Here is a 16,455-nt window from a genome sequence, read left to right on the forward strand (position 1 = left end):
TAAGATTAAGATAAAAATAAAAAAGAGAGCCTGTTTAGCTCTCTTTTAATTTTATAAGGCGCTATTTACAGCTAAAGTTTTCGGCTTTTTCGCTATCACCTTGACCATTGTAACGGGCAATCAGCGGGTAAGGGCAAAGTGGACGGGTGCGGTTTGATGCCCAGTCTTGTGGAAGTTCAGTATTCACTTGACCACTCGGGTTACCTGCACCGCGTGCAGTTGCAATGATTTTGTCAGGTGCTTGCCCATATTCCACCCAATTAACTAAAGCAGTCAATGCGTCAAATTGGTCGGTCGCAATGCCATCACGGGTATGGTTCATGCCTGGAACTCTAAAGAAACGTGCAAATTCAGGTGCTGTGCCTTTTGCATCATTTTTATAGTGTTGTAGCAGTTGATCGTACCAATTTTGAGTGTCATCTACAGAGAAAACGCCATCTGCTGTGCCTTGTACTACAATCATTTTTCCACCGTGATTACGGAGTTTATCTAGATTGAGTTCATCGGGTGGCATCATGAATGACATGGAACTTTCGGTATAAACATCATTGGTTGCTGATAGTTTTGGATAGTCGGTATCGAAGTTAAAATTAAAGGCAAATTGTCTAGAGTTTTGAGTCACAGTTGGGTCTGGTGGAACCTGAAAAAGAATGCCGACTGCAACGGGGTCACGTGCTGTTCCCACCGAAGATTCGAATTTCCAGCTTGCCCAGTTGCTTCCCACTAAACCGGGGTCGAAAGGCTGGGTTGCATAGAGGGCTTGTCCAGCCGAATTTACAGGACCACGGTAAATGTTGGCTAATACATCAATTTGTTCGGTGCTTAAACAAGTACCGTCTCTTGTGCTTGAGCAAACGGGTACATGCTTATGAATATCAAAAGCTGTACGGCAAGTCTCGACGTCTTGAACCAAGCCATCTGTAACACCGTCTAAAGCATCGCATTGATCTAAAATCGCTTTTGCTAATACTTTACGCTCTGAAAGAGTAAGTGCGGTACTTAGGTCATTTTCATCTGTTGCGACACGACGAAGCTGCTGTGCTGTGTAGAGCTGAGCCGCGGCTGCACGAGGTAAATGAAAACCCGGTGTACTTGCTAAAATTCCGTCATATTGGTCGCCCAAACGAGTTGCAGCAATCATGGCATGACGCCCACCGTTCGATGTGCCGCCTGCATAGGAGCGGTCTGGCAATTTACCATATGCGGCTTTAATTAGGTTTTTTGCCATAGGCGTGAGTTTGGTAATCGCACCGTAGCCGTAGTTAATTCTAGCTTGAGGGTCTAAACCAAACATCGGATTTTGTGAAGCATTATGTCCGGCGTCGGAGGAAATAACAGCAAAACCATCATGCAGGGCATTGGTGAGTGGACCGCCGCTGCCGACCTGACCTGTGGCAGGGACTAAATTGCCATCGGTTCCGCCATTACCTTGATAGAGGAAACGGCCGTTCCAGTCTATTGGTAAGCGCATTTCAAAACCAATTTGATAAGTTTGTCTATCGACAGGGCTTACCCGTTGATCCATATAACCTTTGACCAAACAATGTGCACCAATCGGTTTGTTGGCGACAGTCAATGTGCCTGTTTCTTGAAGGGTAGCTGAGCTAATAACGGTATTGTTGTACTGAAATCCGAGTAAGTCTGAACAGCTTCCTGTCATTTTTACGCCAACAGCAGGAGATAACTGCGGTGGTTTGGTTGTTGACGGAACCGTTGTGTCATCATTATCACTTCCACAGCCTGCCAAAGCACCAAGCATGGCAAGCACCAAAGCGGAGTGGGTCAAAATTCGTTTATTGTTGGTGTAATTCATTTATTCATATCCTTATTGAATGAATGTTTGCAATTAATCTAAAACCAAAAAATTAGCTGTGCTTCGTGCAATCATCTTGTTGTTTTGCCAAGCTTCACTTTCGAGATTTAGTACAGTTTTGCCTTGTTTAATGAATCGGCATTTTGTAATGACTTCACCCACAGCACAGGGCTTTAAAAAATCCATCGTTAAATTGATGGTGGTGGCGGGTTTACGGTCATTGGCGAGATATGCAAAAAGTCCCATCACATCGTCAAGCATGGCGCAGATCATGCCGCCTTCAACGGTGCCGCGTGGATTGGTAAAGCTTTCTAGCGCCGTGTAGTGGATGGTGAGTTCAGTGTTTTGGTCATTCCAATGGATATTATGTCCACCCAAATGGTGATGGATGGGCGGTAAGTGTTCTAAAGTTTTTTGATCCATAATGAAGGCTCCATCCTTTTTGTAGGTGTTATAAAAATTATTATTTCAGGGTATAGGCATCATAAATAACTGCTTTACCCAAACGCATTGCACTGCCTACCGCAACGGTCTGATTGAGCCATGAATATTTTGGTGAGCTGGTTTCAAACTGCATGGTAATTTTGAAATAGTAGTTTTTCGGGTCCACATCTTTGCCTTGGGCAAGCTGTTTTAGCGTCTCTGCCGAGCCATGGCGGTAACCTTTGGTTTGAAGGTAAATAAGCGCACCGTCATCGGTTTCTAACAAATATCGCGTATCAATAATGGCCAGTCCTTTACTGTCAACGATTTGCCAATCTGCACCATTATTTAAAATGTGGCCTTTAAGTGATTTGCCTTCGAATGTCCCACCTGTAATGGGAATAATTCGGCGTTTACCTGCATCACTGGTTGTGCCTAATTCCCAAACAGACGCATTTAGATCAACACTAAATTTTGCTAAAGGCTCAAGCTGAATAGGTGGTGGGTTATATTGCGTTTCGGCATGAGTTAGCCCAATGAGACAAATTCCGCAGAGTAGTGTTACAACTTTCTTCATGATGAATTTCCCGAAATAAAAAGAGGCTCTATGTGTGACAGAACCTCTGGTTTTAATTATTTAAATTTCCATGTGTAGTCGATGTTGAGACGGGTTTCGTTTACAGGTTTGATATTGGCTGTAGAGAGCATGTTGTTGTCATAAATGGCGTAGCGCGCGCGTAACCCTAGATTTTTTAACCAGCCACTTTGAACGGTGTAACCTAAATCAAAGTCTGTTTCTCGCTCTTTTAGATTGGTTCCACCTAAGTTGGGTGCATAAATATTGTGACCTGTGGTGTAACGAGTCATAAAACGTAAACCCGGAACATAATCTTTAAAGTCATATTCATAACGGAAGCTATAGGCTTTTTCTTTTGGGTTTAAAAACTCGCCCGGCCATGTATCAATGAGTAGACCCGTTTCACCTCCCGTTAAATACGGAAACGCGGTGTCGCCATGATGTTGGAAAGTCCCAAAAATAAATTTATGGTTTTGATGTTTAAGTTCGAAATGCGCATGATAAAGGTCATTATCGACTAAGCCTGCTTTTGCTTGTCCGTCATCTCGGCTGCGGTAGTAACGTAATTGCGAGCTAAAATTAGTGGTGTCATTAATTTTGTGTTGATGTAAGGCACCGACCATGGTTTGGTTATAAAGATCGTCAACGTCCATGTAAAAAGCGGTGAGCTTGAGTGCAGGATTAAACTGATAGTTTCCACCTAAATAATAAAGTCCATCAGTTTCGGCACTTTTAAATCGTCCATTTACGCCTGAAATTTTAATTTTTTCATAGTTGGTCGAATCCCGATGATTCACTTTATCGAGGTAGGCTGCCTGTAAATCAAAATCTTTAATATCTTTACTGGTCAGTGAAATTCCTCGATAAGTTTGAGGAAGCAAACGAGCAGGTGAAGCCACTAAAACAGGATTCATTGGCATTAGGGTACCAATGCGTAGTTCGGTCTGGCTCATTTTCGCTTTTGCTGTGACCCCAATTTCGCCATAAGAGTCGGCAGGCTCATTGGTGCGCGTGTCTCTAGGTAAGTTTCCTGTACCTCCGTGCTCGGCATCGGCATCGAGTTTAAAGCCTGCCGTTGCAAGCACATCCAGCCCAAAACCGACAGTCCCTTCGGTATAACCTGAATTGGCTTTAAGAATAAAACCTTGTGTCCAGTCCTTGGCAGCAGGGTAAGCAGATTGCTCTTGGTAGTCGCGGTCAAAATAGAAATTTCGTGTGGTGAGTTCTACTGAACTGTTATCAATAAAACTGCCAGCCCACACTGAACCTGAGAGCATAAGGGTAGAGTACATCCATAATTTCGACATAGCATTTCTTCCTGAAATAACATTTTTTGTTTTCAACAAGGCATAGTTGTTGTGTCTGCCTTGTTTGGTTTTTAAATCGAATTATTTTCCGAGCAGTTCTCGGGCGACGATTTCTTTCATAATTTCATTGGTTCCCCCATAAATTTTTTGTACCCGCGCATCCACAAAAAAGCGTGAAATCGGGTATTCCTGCATGTAACCGTAGCCACCAAAAAGCTGAAGTAATTGGTCAATCACTTCACATTGGACATCGGTAATAAAGCATTTCAGTGCGGCAACTTGAGTCACGCTTAACTGGTGTTGTTGATACAGCGCTGCACATTGATCTACAAAAGCTTGTGCGGCTTTGGCTTTGATTTGCGCGTTTGCGAGCACGAAGCGTGTGTTTTGCATCTGGCTTAAAGGTTGCCCGAAAGCTTTACGCTCTAATACATAGTCTTTGGTCAGTTCGATGGCGCCTAAAATTGAGCCCAAAGCCATCATGGAAATACTCAAACGTTCACGCGGTAACTCTTGCATTAAATAAGCAAAGCCTTGTCCTTCTTCCCCCAGACGCTGAGTTGCAGGCACACAGACATCATCAAAAAATAGTTCGGCTGTATCTTGGGCATGGAGTCCGATTTTTTGTAATGAACGGCCTTTTTTAACACCGTCTAAAGCAGCATCAACTAAAAAAATCGAAATGCCTTTTGCTTTAGCTTGAGGATCAGTTTTTGCTACTAAAACGATCAGGTCGGCATGCAAGCCATTTGATATAAACGTTTTTGAACCATTCACACGATAGTGGTCATTTTCTAAAATCGCTTGAGTGCGTATGGCTTGTAAGTCTGAACCAGCATTGGCCTCTGTCATGGCAATTGCAGTGACGACTTCACCTGTCACCATTTTGGGTAGCCAATAACGTTTTTGTTCTTCAGTTCCAATATTTTGCAGATAAGGTGAGACCAACTCATTTTGCCCACCAATGGCAACCGCCAAAGATGCAAAGCCAGCTTGAGCAGTTTCTTGAACCAGCATGAGTGAGTAGTGCACAGGAGCACCATAGCCGCCATATTCCTCGGGCACATCAACGCACAAAAAGCCATTTTCCCCAAGACGAAGCCATAAATCACGTGGGATAAGACCATCGTGTTCCCATTGTTCGTAGTATGGAGCGACCTGTTCTTTTAAGAACCTGCGATAGCTGTCCCGAAATAGTTCAAATTCTGTATCGTGTGGCATGTTGAACCTTTTTTTGGCAAAAGTGAGGCTAAGGCCCAAACCGAAATTTGAGCTTCCTTTTTTATTTCAATTGCTTATTGTTTTAAGGTGGGCACCCGAATAATCAGTGGGTTATCAGTCTGCTTTTGATAAAGCTCATCAATTAAAGCGGCACGACGTTTCGTAATACTGCTTTGATTAAGGTTGCCTTTATCGGTCACTTCACCGGCATCTAACTGAGGTGGTTCGGTCATTAAATAAAGCATTGAGACTGTATTTGAACTGCCAGTCGCATCTTTATTAAAGGTCGTTAAAAATTGGCGGAACCATTGCTGGACTTTAGGATGCTGTAATATCTCTGTTGCAGAATGATCACCAAGCTTAAGACCTGCATATTGAGCACATGCTTCTAATTTTGGAAAAATCAGAAAACCCACAGCATTCAGGTTTGAACCAGTAATACAAACATCTTGGATGAGTAAATTACCTTGAATGAGCACTTTGTTGCGTAGTGTGCCGACATTCACAAAAGTGCCTGTATTGAGTTTAAAGTCTTCGGCAATTCGTCCGTCGTACATCAGGCCTTTGGTTGGATCATTGATGTCGACTAAACGAACGGCATCGCCTGTATGGAAAAAGCCTTCATCATCGAAAATAGTACTTTGTTGGTCTGCTTTTAAGCGCCAATAGCCTTTCATGACATGTTTGCCACGAACACAGAACTCAAGTTTGTCACCACATGGAACCAGCTTGATTTCGCATCCCGGAGCAGGGTAACCAATAAAACCAGCCATCACGCGTGGGCCAGTTGTAAAAGCACAAGAGGGAGCAGTTTCAGTCATGCCCAATCCGCTCATGATGCGGATTTTTTCTCCGCAATGTTCCTGAGCAATTTTATCGAGTCTGTTCCAGCCCGCTTCTGAGAGCGCGGCGCCTGCAAAGAATAAAATTTTAACTTTGGCAAAAAAGCGGTCTCTTAATTCTTCATCTTTTTCTAACGCTTCGGTGAGTTCTTCCCAACCTTTTGGCACATTTAAATAAACTGTTGGAGAAATTTCTTTGAGATTGCGAATGGTTTCGTCAAATTTTCCTGCAACGGGTTTACCGTCATCAATGTAAATGGTACCGCCGTTATAGAGTGCGATGCCGACATTGTGACTGCCGCCAAATGTGTGGTGCCAAGACAGCCAGTCGAGTAGGACAGGCGGCGTTTCTTCAAACTCAGGGAAAGTCTGCAATAACATTTGCTGATTAACACACAACATTAAATGTGTGGTCGGTACAGCTTTAGGTAATTTAGTTGAACCTGATGTAAATAAGAATTTGGCAATCTGGTTTTCATCAAGGGTTTGGTAAAACTCTTGAACATTTGAAACGGGCGTATCTAACAGCGATTGAAAAGACGTGCAGATCTGATCGCCTACAATCCCTTTATTGGTTACCACTTCAATATCGGATGTAATGCATGCCTGAATGGCTTTGGCAAAAGCTTGTCCATCGCTGGCATAAACCATACCAGGTGTGAGCACTTCAAACACATGTTTAAGTTTGCCAAAGTCTTGAGAAATAAGAGAGTAGGCAGGGGAAATAGCCGAGAAAGGTACACCTGCCAGCATAGCACCCATAGAGAGTGTTAAATGCTCAAGATCATTACCACTTAAAATAACGAGTGGTCGTTCTTGGCTTAAATTACGGTCATGCAAAGCCTGAGCAATGTGCCATGCGCGTTGTAGAACTTCTGCATAACTCAGTTTGACCCATTCGCCTTGAGCATTGCGTTTTGCTGCAAAAATATGGTCGGGTTTGGTTTGTGCAAAATGAATTAACCGATCTGTCAGTTTTTGTGGATACGGTTTTAATTGCTCTTTTGGGCTGATATAGAGCGTTTGATCTTTATAGTGATAATGAATATCGTGTTGCCCTAATTTTACGAACCGTTCGCGGTCTTGTGATTGAGTGGCATTCATTTGCATTTCTTTCACTCCATGGAAAGCGCATCACTGCGCTTTATTTTTTTTGCATCATGCAATTTTTATTTAATCTGTTTGTCTTTGTATTAGCCTGACTAAATCGGGTAATGACGTGATTGGGTTTGAATGGTAATCCAGCGTAGTTCGGTAAATTCGGCAACAGAGACTTTACTACCAAAACGTCCGTAACCACTCGATTTTGTTCCGCCAAATGGCATTTGAGCTTCGTCATGTACGGTTGCGCCGTTAATGTGACAAATACCCGAATCAATTTGTTGAGCCACTTCCAGTGCTTGCGAAATATTTTGACTAAACACTGCCGAAGAAAGGCCGAACTCGCTGTCATTTGCCAGTGCTACGCCTTCTTCAATGCTTGAAAAACGTTGAACTGTGCATACAGGTCCAAATGATTCTTCACGGTAAAGCAGCATGTCAGGTTTAATATTGAGTACCAGCGTCGGTTGCATGGTGGTGTCTTCAATATGAATACCTAAAGGTAAGTCAGCACCTTTGTTTTGAGCATCTTCCAGCAAATGCTGAATACGGTTTGCAGCACGGCGACTTTCTAAAACACCGAGTACATTGTCTTTTGAAGTTGGATTACCTGCCTGAATAGCGCGGGTTTTTTCAATTAGTTTTTCAATAAATTGATCGGCAATATTGTCTTGAACCAAAACACGTTCGGTCGACATACAGATTTGACCCTGATTAAAGAACGCTCCAAAAGCAACTGCATTTACGGCTTCATTAATGTCAGCTTCATTTAAAACCACGACAGGGGCCTTACCACCCAATTCAAGTAAAACAGGTTTTAAGTATTTAGCAGCAGTCTCGGCAATAATTTTGCCGACTTTGGTTGAACCGGTAAAATTAATACGTTTCACGGCTGGATGAGAGACTAAACGCTCCACAATTTGTGGTGCATCTTCAGCGGCATGCGTAATCACATTGACCACACCTTCACCTAGACCTGCTTCATGTAACACTTCACCAATGAGACGATGTGTTGCTGGACAAGCTTCAGATGCTTTTAATACCACCGTGTTACCACAAGCCAAAGGCATAGCAAGCGCACGTGTTGCCAAAATGACAGGGGCATTCCAAGGTGCAATTCCTACAATCACACCACAAGGAACTCGCACACCCATCGCAAGATTGCCCGGCACATCTGACGGAATCAGACTTCCGTCAATTTGTGTGGTCATGGCTGCGGCTTCACGTAACATGTTGGCAGCAAGATGAACGTTAAACCCATACCATGTTGCAGTTGAACCTGTTTCTTGCATTCCAGTTTCAATGAATTGCTCGGTTTTTTGGTCCATTAAATCGGCTGCTTTTAATAAACGTAAGCGACGTTCGGTAGGCGAGAGTTTCGACCATACTTTAAAAGCTTGCTGTGCCGAATCGATTGCACGATCAACATCTTCTAATGTTGCAGCAGCAGCTTTAGTTGCTACCGTTCCATCAATTGGACTAATACGCTCAAAAGTTGCCTGATTTGATGCATCAACAGATTGACCGTGAATAAGTAACTGTACATTTTGCATGGGTTGCGTCCTTACATTGCCATTAAAGAATCAAAAGTTAACCAGTACGTTTATAGCTCTGTAAACCCGGTTTAATTGATTTTTCATCTAAGAATTGTTTCAAACCTTCTTGGCGACCATTTTCAGTATCGCGGTGGATACATTGATCGAGTTTGGCATATAAGTAATCTTCGTTTTGGTCCCATGTCAGTTCACGGCAACGCTTAAAGCCATTTTTAGCAGTACGAAGAACTACTGGGTTTTTCTCGAGTAAGCAATTTGTAAGTTCAGTTACTTCTGCTTTTAATTGGGCAAGCGGTACGCTTTTGTTCACAAGACCCATGGTTTCGGCTTCTTTACCGCTAAAAGTTTTACCCGTCATGATGTAATACAAAGATGCACGATGACCTACCGTATCTGCCATTGCTTTGCTTACAAGGTTGCCCGGTGGGATGCCCCAGTTAATTTCAGATAAACCGAAAGTTGCTTCATCTGCTGCAATTGCTAGGTCACACGCCACTAAAGGTGAGAAACCGCCTCCGAAGCACCAGCCGTTGACCATAGCAATGGTTGGTTTTGAATACATACGAAGAAGTTGCCACTGCCAGCGACATGAGTCACGACGAATACGCTCTTGGAAAATCTCAGGTTGAGTGTCGACTTCACGGAAATATTCCTTCAAATCCATACCCGCTGTCCAAGAGTCGCCTGCACCAGTCAGAACCAAAACTTTAGCATTTTGATCAAGCTCAAGGGTTTCAAGCACATCAATCATTTCACGATTGAGGGTTGGGCTCATGGCATTTTTCTTTTCAGGGCGGTTTAAAGTGACCCATGCAATTCCATCTTCAACTTTAACATCTACTGTTTCCCAGCGGTTTTCATAACTCATCTTCATACTCCTTGAATGATTTCTTGCTGTTCTGGGATTTAATCTAATATCAGTTAAACTTACATTCAAGTCTTTTTTGGAAAATTTCATAAATATTTTATAATTTATTGTATTTTAAAAATTAATTATTTTAAAAATTAATTTTAAATAAAAATGTGTTGATTTTTTAATAAGCTTAACTGATATTTTTGGTGTGTTTGAAAATAATACACAAAGGGCTAAATGGAACGACTAGTCAATAAAGGACAACACAATGGAAAAAATATCAGGACAGCCTTCAAGGGCAAAAATCACGTTGCTACTGTGCTTTGCCATAGCGATTTTTGAAGGCTTTGATCTTCAATCAATGGGGGTAGCCGCTCCACGAATGCGGGCTGAGTTTATGTTAGATAATGCCCAGATGGCGTGGGCATTTAGTGCTGCAATTTTGGGAACACTCCCAGGCGCAATATTAGGTGGTCGGTTTGCTGATATTGTCGGGCGTAAGAAAATTCTGATTTTTAGTATCTTACTTTTTGGAATTATGTCTTTGCTAACCGCCTATGCGGCCAATTTTAGTCTGTTGCTACTCATTCGTTTTTGTACGGGTTTGGGAATGGGTGGAGCGTTACCCATGATGATTACACTTGCCTCTGAAGCTGTACCTGACCAGCACAAAGGCACTGCAGTTAGTGTGATGTATAGCGGCATTCCTTTTGGTGGCTTACTCACTTCCGTCGTTGCTATGTCGTTGGCAGGTGATGCAGAGTGGCGTCATATTTTCTATATCGGGGGGATTGCGCCTATTTTACTAATCCCACTGATTATGCGCTTTTTACCTGAGTCAAATGACTACCTGCAACGCAAAGTTCAAGCGCAAAAAACCACACCATTCTTTGAGGTTTTATTTGCCAAAGAGCGTCGTATGTCAACCATTCAACTTTGGATAAGTTTTTTCTGCACGCTGGTGGTACTGTATTTCTTGTTGAACTGGTTGCCGTTACTCATGGGTGCGCAGGGATTATCAAAACTACAGGCGAACTATGTACAGATGGGCTATAACGTTGGCGGAATTTTAGGTTCGGTTCTGATGGGCGTATTGCTTGATAAATTACGTATGAGTTTTGTGATTAAGCTAATTTATCTCGGCATTTTATTCTCACTATGCTGTTTAGCAATTTCTCCAACCGTTGCTTTACTTGCACTTTCGGCAGTGGGTTGTGGCTTATTCATTGTGGGTGGACAATCGGCGTTGTATGGTTTGGCGGCCATGTATTATCCAACCGAAATGCGTGGAACCGGAGTAGGTGCCGCGGTTGCAATCGGGCGTATTGGTTCTTTTGCAGGGCCTTTAATGGCTGGTTTTTTACTCTCGCTTGGACAAAGCTCGACCATCGTGATTGGTTCAAGTATTCCTGTGATTTTAATTGCAGCGATCTCTGCATTACTTCTTGTCAAAAAACCTAAACAGCCTGTACATTTAGTACAAAGCTCAGGTGCTCGCTAAGTTTTAACGAAAGTATGGGGTTAGAACCTCATACTTTCACTACAGATTTTCTTATGATGATTGAAAGGTTATGGTACGTTCGAATTTAGTTCAAAAAAAAGTAGAAGATGAGCCTAAGTTAAGTTACATGATTGCTCGTGTTGACCGAATTATTAGTAAACATTTAACAGAACATTTAAAAGAGCTTGAAATTACCTTACCGCAATTTACCGCACTTTCTGTTTTAGCTTCAAAAAGTAATTTATCCAATGCCAAGCTTGCTGAGCGTTCTTTCATAAAGCCGCAATCTGCCAACAAAATTTTGCAAGATTTACTGGTGAATGGCTGGATTGAGAAAAAACCGGATCCGACACATGGCCGCCGTATTTTAATTACCCTGACCGAAAGCGGGATTGAAAAGTTAAACAAATGCAATGAAGTGGTTTTAAAAGTCGAAGAAAAAATGCTTGAAGGCATTGATATTAACTTGGCTTATTTAATTCGCAATAACCTCGATATTATGGTCAATAATCTTAAAAATTTTAAATAAGTGTGTTTGTTTAGGTTGAGTTAAATTGCTAAGTACTGATTCACACAGAAAATTGATTTCATTTTGCAAATGAACTTGCTAGCATCGAAGTGACGTTTTTGATGATGTGTGGCAACGAATGTCTTCAGGACAACAAGTTTTACTAAAACTAAGAAAAATGATTATTTCAGGGGAACTTGAAGGCGGTGCCAGAATTGCCGAGATTCCTACTGCCGAGTTACTTGGTGTTTCACGCCAGCCTGTTCGTATAGCCTTTCGGTTGCTCGAACAAGAAGGTCTCCTCATTAAAAACCCAACTCGTGGTTACACGGTTCGTGAAATTTCCGGAAAACTGGTGCATGACGCACTTGAAGTGCGCGGTGTGCTTGAAGGGTTGGCTGCGAAAACTTTGGCAGAGCAAGGCTTAAGCGAAGATCAGAAAAAGACGCTGCAACATTGCATTCAAGAAACTGAAAAACTTTTTAATGAAAAAGACGAGTTTGGTGATGCTGAGCTTGAACGTTATCACCATTTTAATGTCATCTTTCATGACACCATTATTGAGGGGGCGCAAAACGTTGCGCTCATCCAAGCCTTAGCAAAAAACAACCAATTGCCAATGGCTTCTGCCCAAGCCATTACCTATGACCAGAACCAAGCTTTATCGGAATATCGCCGTTTGCACTATGCCCATTTACAGCATTGTTCGATTTTCGATGCATTGGTACATCGTCAGGCAGGGCGTGCTGAAACGTTAATGCGCGAACACAGTAGTGTGGTGATTTTAGGTGAAACGCTAAGAAATGTTCTCAGCGCTTAAAGTGAAAAGTTCCTTTATTTTTGAATAAAGGAACTTTCGAGTTAAAGCTCGATCACAAGATTTTTAGTTTTTGCACGAGAACAACAAGGTGTAAATTGGTCATTTAGTGCATGCTCCTCATCGGTCATAAATAGATCCCGATGATCTGGCGTGCCTTCTACCACGCGGGTAATACACGTACCACAAATACCTTGTTCACATGAAACAGGAATATCAAAACCATTTGCAATTAATGCTTCTGTTGCGGTTTGCTCTGGTAATACTTCAATTCGGCGGCCCGTACCTTTCACTTCAATAGTAAAAGCTTCATTGTTGGACGTATCTACTTTTTGCGCGACAAAATGCTCTTGATGTAACTGTTCACCATGCCAACCTGCTTGTTCGGCTGAGCTCATAACAAACTGCATAAATCCTGTCGGACCGCATACATATAAGTGTCTATGTGGTGAAGCTTGGCCTAAAGCCTCTACCATATTACATTCGGTGTCCGGTTGATCTTGAATATGAAAATGGACTTGGTCACCAAAGTGCTCGGTTAAGTTGCCATAAAAGGCAATCATTTCATGACTGCGAACAAAGTAGTGTAATTCAAAAGGAATATTGGCCGACTTAAGCCGATATGCCATCGACAAAATAGGGGTAATACCAATACCACCAGCAAATAAAACCGCCTGCTTTGTGTGAGGGTGAATTTCAAATAAATTACGCGGCTCACCAATTTTCAAATGATCGCCTTCACGATATTCAGTATGGATACAACGTGAACCACCGCGTGAATTAGCATCATGTAAAACACCAATCACGTAACGATGTTTTTCACTGCAGCAGTTTGAAAGTGAATACTGACGGGTGAGGCCATTTTTCAGATGCACATCAATATGTGCACCTGCTTCAAAACTCGGCAGCTCCGTACCATTTGCTGCAACCAATTCAAATGCACGAATAGTCGGGGTGAGCTGGTGAATTTTTTGAATGATAACGTCCATGTTCATGCTCCTTTAAATAATCCGAATGTTTGGAAACTTCTGTGTGGACGTTTCAGGAGGTGTTTTATTTTCTTCGGCAAGTAGTCGGTCAATCACTTTACGAGACTGGACACCGCCTGTGTCGATGTTGAGCATCAGTAACTTGCGATGTGGATTATTTAAAATGTTTTGCTGCTGTTGCTCCAGCATTTCTAAATCTTCAGTAAAGATTTTGCCTTGGCCTTCACGAATTTGATCGGTGAGTTCAGCATTATCTGGCTGGAAGTTACGTGCCATTCCCCAGAAATACCAATGTGATGTTTCAGTTTCCGGTGTAATAAAATCGACCACGATTGAGGACACTTTTTTGTCTTTCGGTGCGTGATAACCGCCATGTCCAGCATGCGCCACACCTACTTCAATGTGGACATTACTTGGCGCAAAGAAGTGGCAACGTTGCCAACGGTCGACAGGTACATCATCTGCTAAATGATTGCCGCGAAGGGCCATTTGCCAAAATGGAGGTGCGATCACATTTTCCATATAGCGTTCGGTAATGACATGGTCACCGTCAACTTTAGTTACTGGCAGGGCTTCATCAATTTCTTTTTGCCCGATGCTGCTTGAGTGAACATAGGTCTCATGGGTTAAATCCATTAGGTTGTCGATCATTAGGCGATAGTCGCACTGAATGTGAAACAAGCCTCCGCCATAGCTCCATTCCGGATGATCTGCCCATTCTAAAGTTGGGAGTTTTGCTTCATCTGCTAAAGCCTTTTCACCTGGCCATACCCAAATAAAGCCGAACTTTTCAACAACTGCATATGCTTTGTTGCAAGGGAAACCATTTACACGTTGGGCTGGCATTGAAACAGTCTTTCCATCACAACCCATGACTAAGCCATGATAACCACAGACAAGATTGCCATCTTCGACATAGCCAAGTGAGAGTGGGGCACCTCGATGCGGACAAAAATCTTCAACGGCTGCAACTTGGTTTTCTTTACCACGATAAAAAACGATTTTTTCACCACAGATGGTGCGACCTAATGGTTTATCTTGGATTTCTTCTGGACGGCAAGCGACATACCAAGCATTTTTAATAAACATTTGTGACGACTCCTTATCACTTATTGGATCCAATTTATAATAAATAAAAATATTGGTCAATTGATAAGCAGGATCTTTTTTTATATTATTTCCCCACATTGTTTATATTCTTAATATTAATCCAGAATTTTTTGTTTTTTAAAGTTTTGAGTATTGAAGTTTAATTTGGATCCATATTGATCAAATTAAAAGGAGGATAAGGGGAAATCCTTTGATTTGTGCAATTGAAAATGGATAATATTCTTATGGATCCATATTTTTAATTTTAAATAAATTATAATTATATTTTTCAGTTGCTTAATTTGATGATGATTAAATTTTAAAAATATTGTTGATTTTTTGGATCCAAATATTCAGTATAGAAAAAGAGCAGGATGCTCAAAAAAACAAATATTCCTCTAGGTCATGATGGATACGGATATGCATAATCACCCAATCGCTCATATTAGCAATGTCGTGTGTATCTCTTATCCACATTGGGAGATGCACAAATGGAAAGAGATGTTCTAAGTGAGATCAATCACAATAATATGAGCCGTTATCAATGGTTCATCATTTTGATCTGTATTTGTCTCAATATTATTGATGGCTTTGACGTGATGGTAATGGCATTTACCGCTCCATCCGTGTCAGCAGAATGGTCACTTTCGGGCGCGCAAATTGGCTTATTGCTGAGTTCAGGTCTTTTTGGGATGGCTGCCGGTTCAATTTTTCTCGCACCTTTAGCCGATAAAATTGGTCGCCGTTTACTTATCTTGGTTTGTCTTGTGATTGCAGGTCTTAGCATGTTGGGCTGTGCTTTTGTACAAAGTCACGGCATGTTGGCAGCACTTCGGTTTATTACCGGAATTGGGGTAGGCGGGATTCTTGCGAGTAGTAATGTCCTGGCAAGTGAGTATGCTAATACACGCTGGCGCAGTCTCGCAGTGAGCTTAATGTCTACAGGTTATGGCATTGGTGCGACACTGGGCGGAGTACTCTCACTGGCCTTGATTGAGCATTTAGGTTGGCGTTCAATCTTTTTGGCAGGGGGCATCACAACCATAATGATGTTACTAATTAGCGCATGGTTATTACCTGAATCTTTAGATTATTTGTTGGCGAAAAGACCAAAACAGGCATTAGAACGCATTAATGTAACAGTGAACCGTATGGGTTTAACTGCTTTAAAAGCTTTACCTTATTACGGCCAGAATAATCAAAAAAATACAGGTGATATTGGTAAATTATTTTCAGGGCAGCAGGGGTTCCAAACACTTTGTTTATGGTTTGCATTCTTTTTAGTGATGTTTGGCTTTTACTTTGTCATGAGCTGGACACCAAAAATTCTGATTTCAATGGGAATGTCGCCTGAACAAGGCGTAAGTACCGGTATTTTAATTAGTATTGGTGGTATTTTCGGAGCAGCCATTATTGGTTTACTTGCTTCCCGCATGAAAATTTTCTATGCCCTAAGCTTATTTCTGGGATTAACAGCTGTCTGTGTTTTCCTATTTGTCGCCGTTTCATCTCAAGTGAGCATTGCTCTCATAGTCGGTTTATTACTTGGCACACTCATTAATGGCTGTGTGGCAGGTTTATATTCTATTTCTCCAACGATTTACGATGCTGAAATCCGTAGTCGCGGCGTGGGTTATGCAATTGGTTTTGGTCGGATTGGGGCAATCTTATCGCCAACGGTTGCAGGCATTTTCTTAGATAAAGGTATTGCACCCGCAACGCTGTATGCTTATTACGGTGTGGTGTTTATTTTGGCTATTTTCCTGATTTTGAGTTTGGGTAGCGCTTTTTACCGAAGTAAGAAAGAGCAAAAATTCTCACTTAAAACAGCACCTTAATCCATTAAAAATTAAATAGT

The 16,455-nt window shown here is 42.0% G+C and carries 14 protein-coding genes; 4 read left to right on the forward strand and 10 right to left on the reverse strand.

Features of this window, described 5'->3' with window-relative positions:
* Positions 1-61: 61 nt before the first annotated feature.
* The 8 genes from MKL36_RS13930 to MKL36_RS13965 form a co-directional block, all read right to left on the reverse strand.
* Entirely contained in the window at positions 62-1,813 is a 1,752-nt protein-coding gene (locus MKL36_RS13930) for a tannase/feruloyl esterase family alpha/beta hydrolase (protein ID WP_021510584.1), read from the reverse strand.
* Between the two features lie 33 nt (positions 1,814-1,846).
* Positions 1,847-2,236, reverse strand: a complete 390-nt coding sequence (locus MKL36_RS13935) for a PaaI family thioesterase (RefSeq protein WP_000372413.1) — start codon at positions 2,234-2,236, stop codon at positions 1,847-1,849.
* 40 nt (positions 2,237-2,276) lie between these two features.
* On the reverse strand, positions 2,277-2,813 hold the full coding sequence (locus MKL36_RS13940; RefSeq protein ID WP_021510583.1) for a DUF3237 domain-containing protein: 537 nt from the start codon (positions 2,811-2,813) through the stop codon (positions 2,277-2,279).
* Positions 2,814-2,869: 56 nt separating this feature from the next.
* A complete protein-coding gene (locus tag MKL36_RS13945; RefSeq protein WP_000041309.1) occupies positions 2,870-4,120 on the reverse strand; it encodes an OprD family porin in 1,251 nt (416 codons plus the stop codon).
* Positions 4,121-4,201: 81 nt separating this feature from the next.
* Entirely contained in the window at positions 4,202-5,341 is a 1,140-nt protein-coding gene (locus tag MKL36_RS13950) for an acyl-CoA dehydrogenase family protein (RefSeq protein WP_021510582.1), read from the reverse strand.
* Between the two features lie 74 nt (positions 5,342-5,415).
* Positions 5,416-7,302 (reverse strand): feruloyl-CoA synthase, encoded by a 1,887-nt coding sequence (locus MKL36_RS13955; protein WP_171251830.1) that lies wholly within the window; start codon positions 7,300-7,302, stop codon positions 5,416-5,418.
* Between the two features lie 83 nt (positions 7,303-7,385).
* Entirely contained in the window at positions 7,386-8,837 is a 1,452-nt protein-coding gene (locus MKL36_RS13960) for an aldehyde dehydrogenase (protein ID WP_021510580.1), read from the reverse strand.
* 37 nt (positions 8,838-8,874) lie between these two features.
* Positions 8,875-9,714 (reverse strand): p-hydroxycinnamoyl CoA hydratase/lyase, encoded by an 840-nt coding sequence (locus MKL36_RS13965; protein WP_171251829.1) that lies wholly within the window; start codon positions 9,712-9,714, stop codon positions 8,875-8,877.
* 247 nt (positions 9,715-9,961) lie between these two features.
* Here MKL36_RS13965 and mhpT point away from each other — a divergent pair, with 247 nt between their 5' ends.
* From mhpT to MKL36_RS13980, 3 genes are all read left to right on the forward strand, one after another.
* Positions 9,962-11,194, forward strand: a complete 1,233-nt coding sequence (gene mhpT, locus MKL36_RS13970) for a 3-(3-hydroxy-phenyl)propionate transporter MhpT (protein WP_000411713.1) — start codon at positions 9,962-9,964, stop codon at positions 11,192-11,194.
* A 70-nt stretch (positions 11,195-11,264) separates the two neighbouring features.
* A complete protein-coding gene (locus tag MKL36_RS13975) occupies positions 11,265-11,723 on the forward strand; it encodes a MarR family winged helix-turn-helix transcriptional regulator (protein WP_000252463.1) in 459 nt (152 codons plus the stop codon).
* Positions 11,724-11,829: 106 nt separating this feature from the next.
* Positions 11,830-12,522, forward strand: a complete 693-nt coding sequence (locus MKL36_RS13980) for a GntR family transcriptional regulator (RefSeq protein WP_086372192.1) — start codon at positions 11,830-11,832, stop codon at positions 12,520-12,522.
* 41 nt (positions 12,523-12,563) lie between these two features.
* Here the strand turns inward: MKL36_RS13980 and MKL36_RS13985 are convergent, their stop codons facing one another.
* A complete protein-coding gene (locus tag MKL36_RS13985; RefSeq protein WP_021510578.1) occupies positions 12,564-13,508 on the reverse strand; it encodes a PDR/VanB family oxidoreductase in 945 nt (314 codons plus the stop codon).
* Between the two features lie 12 nt (positions 13,509-13,520).
* Positions 13,521-14,597, reverse strand: a complete 1,077-nt coding sequence (locus MKL36_RS13990) for an aromatic ring-hydroxylating dioxygenase subunit alpha (RefSeq protein WP_031222572.1) — start codon at positions 14,595-14,597, stop codon at positions 13,521-13,523.
* Positions 14,598-15,088: 491 nt separating this feature from the next.
* Between MKL36_RS13990 and MKL36_RS13995 the strand changes: the two genes are divergently transcribed.
* On the forward strand, positions 15,089-16,435 hold the full coding sequence (locus MKL36_RS13995) for an MFS transporter (RefSeq protein WP_031222571.1): 1,347 nt from the start codon (positions 15,089-15,091) through the stop codon (positions 16,433-16,435).
* The last annotated feature ends 20 nt before the right edge of the window (positions 16,436-16,455 follow it).

The sequence above is a fragment of the Acinetobacter sp. AOR12_HL genome, from assembly GCF_027855275.1.
Taxonomy (GTDB): domain Bacteria; phylum Pseudomonadota; class Gammaproteobacteria; order Pseudomonadales; family Moraxellaceae; genus Acinetobacter; species Acinetobacter baumannii.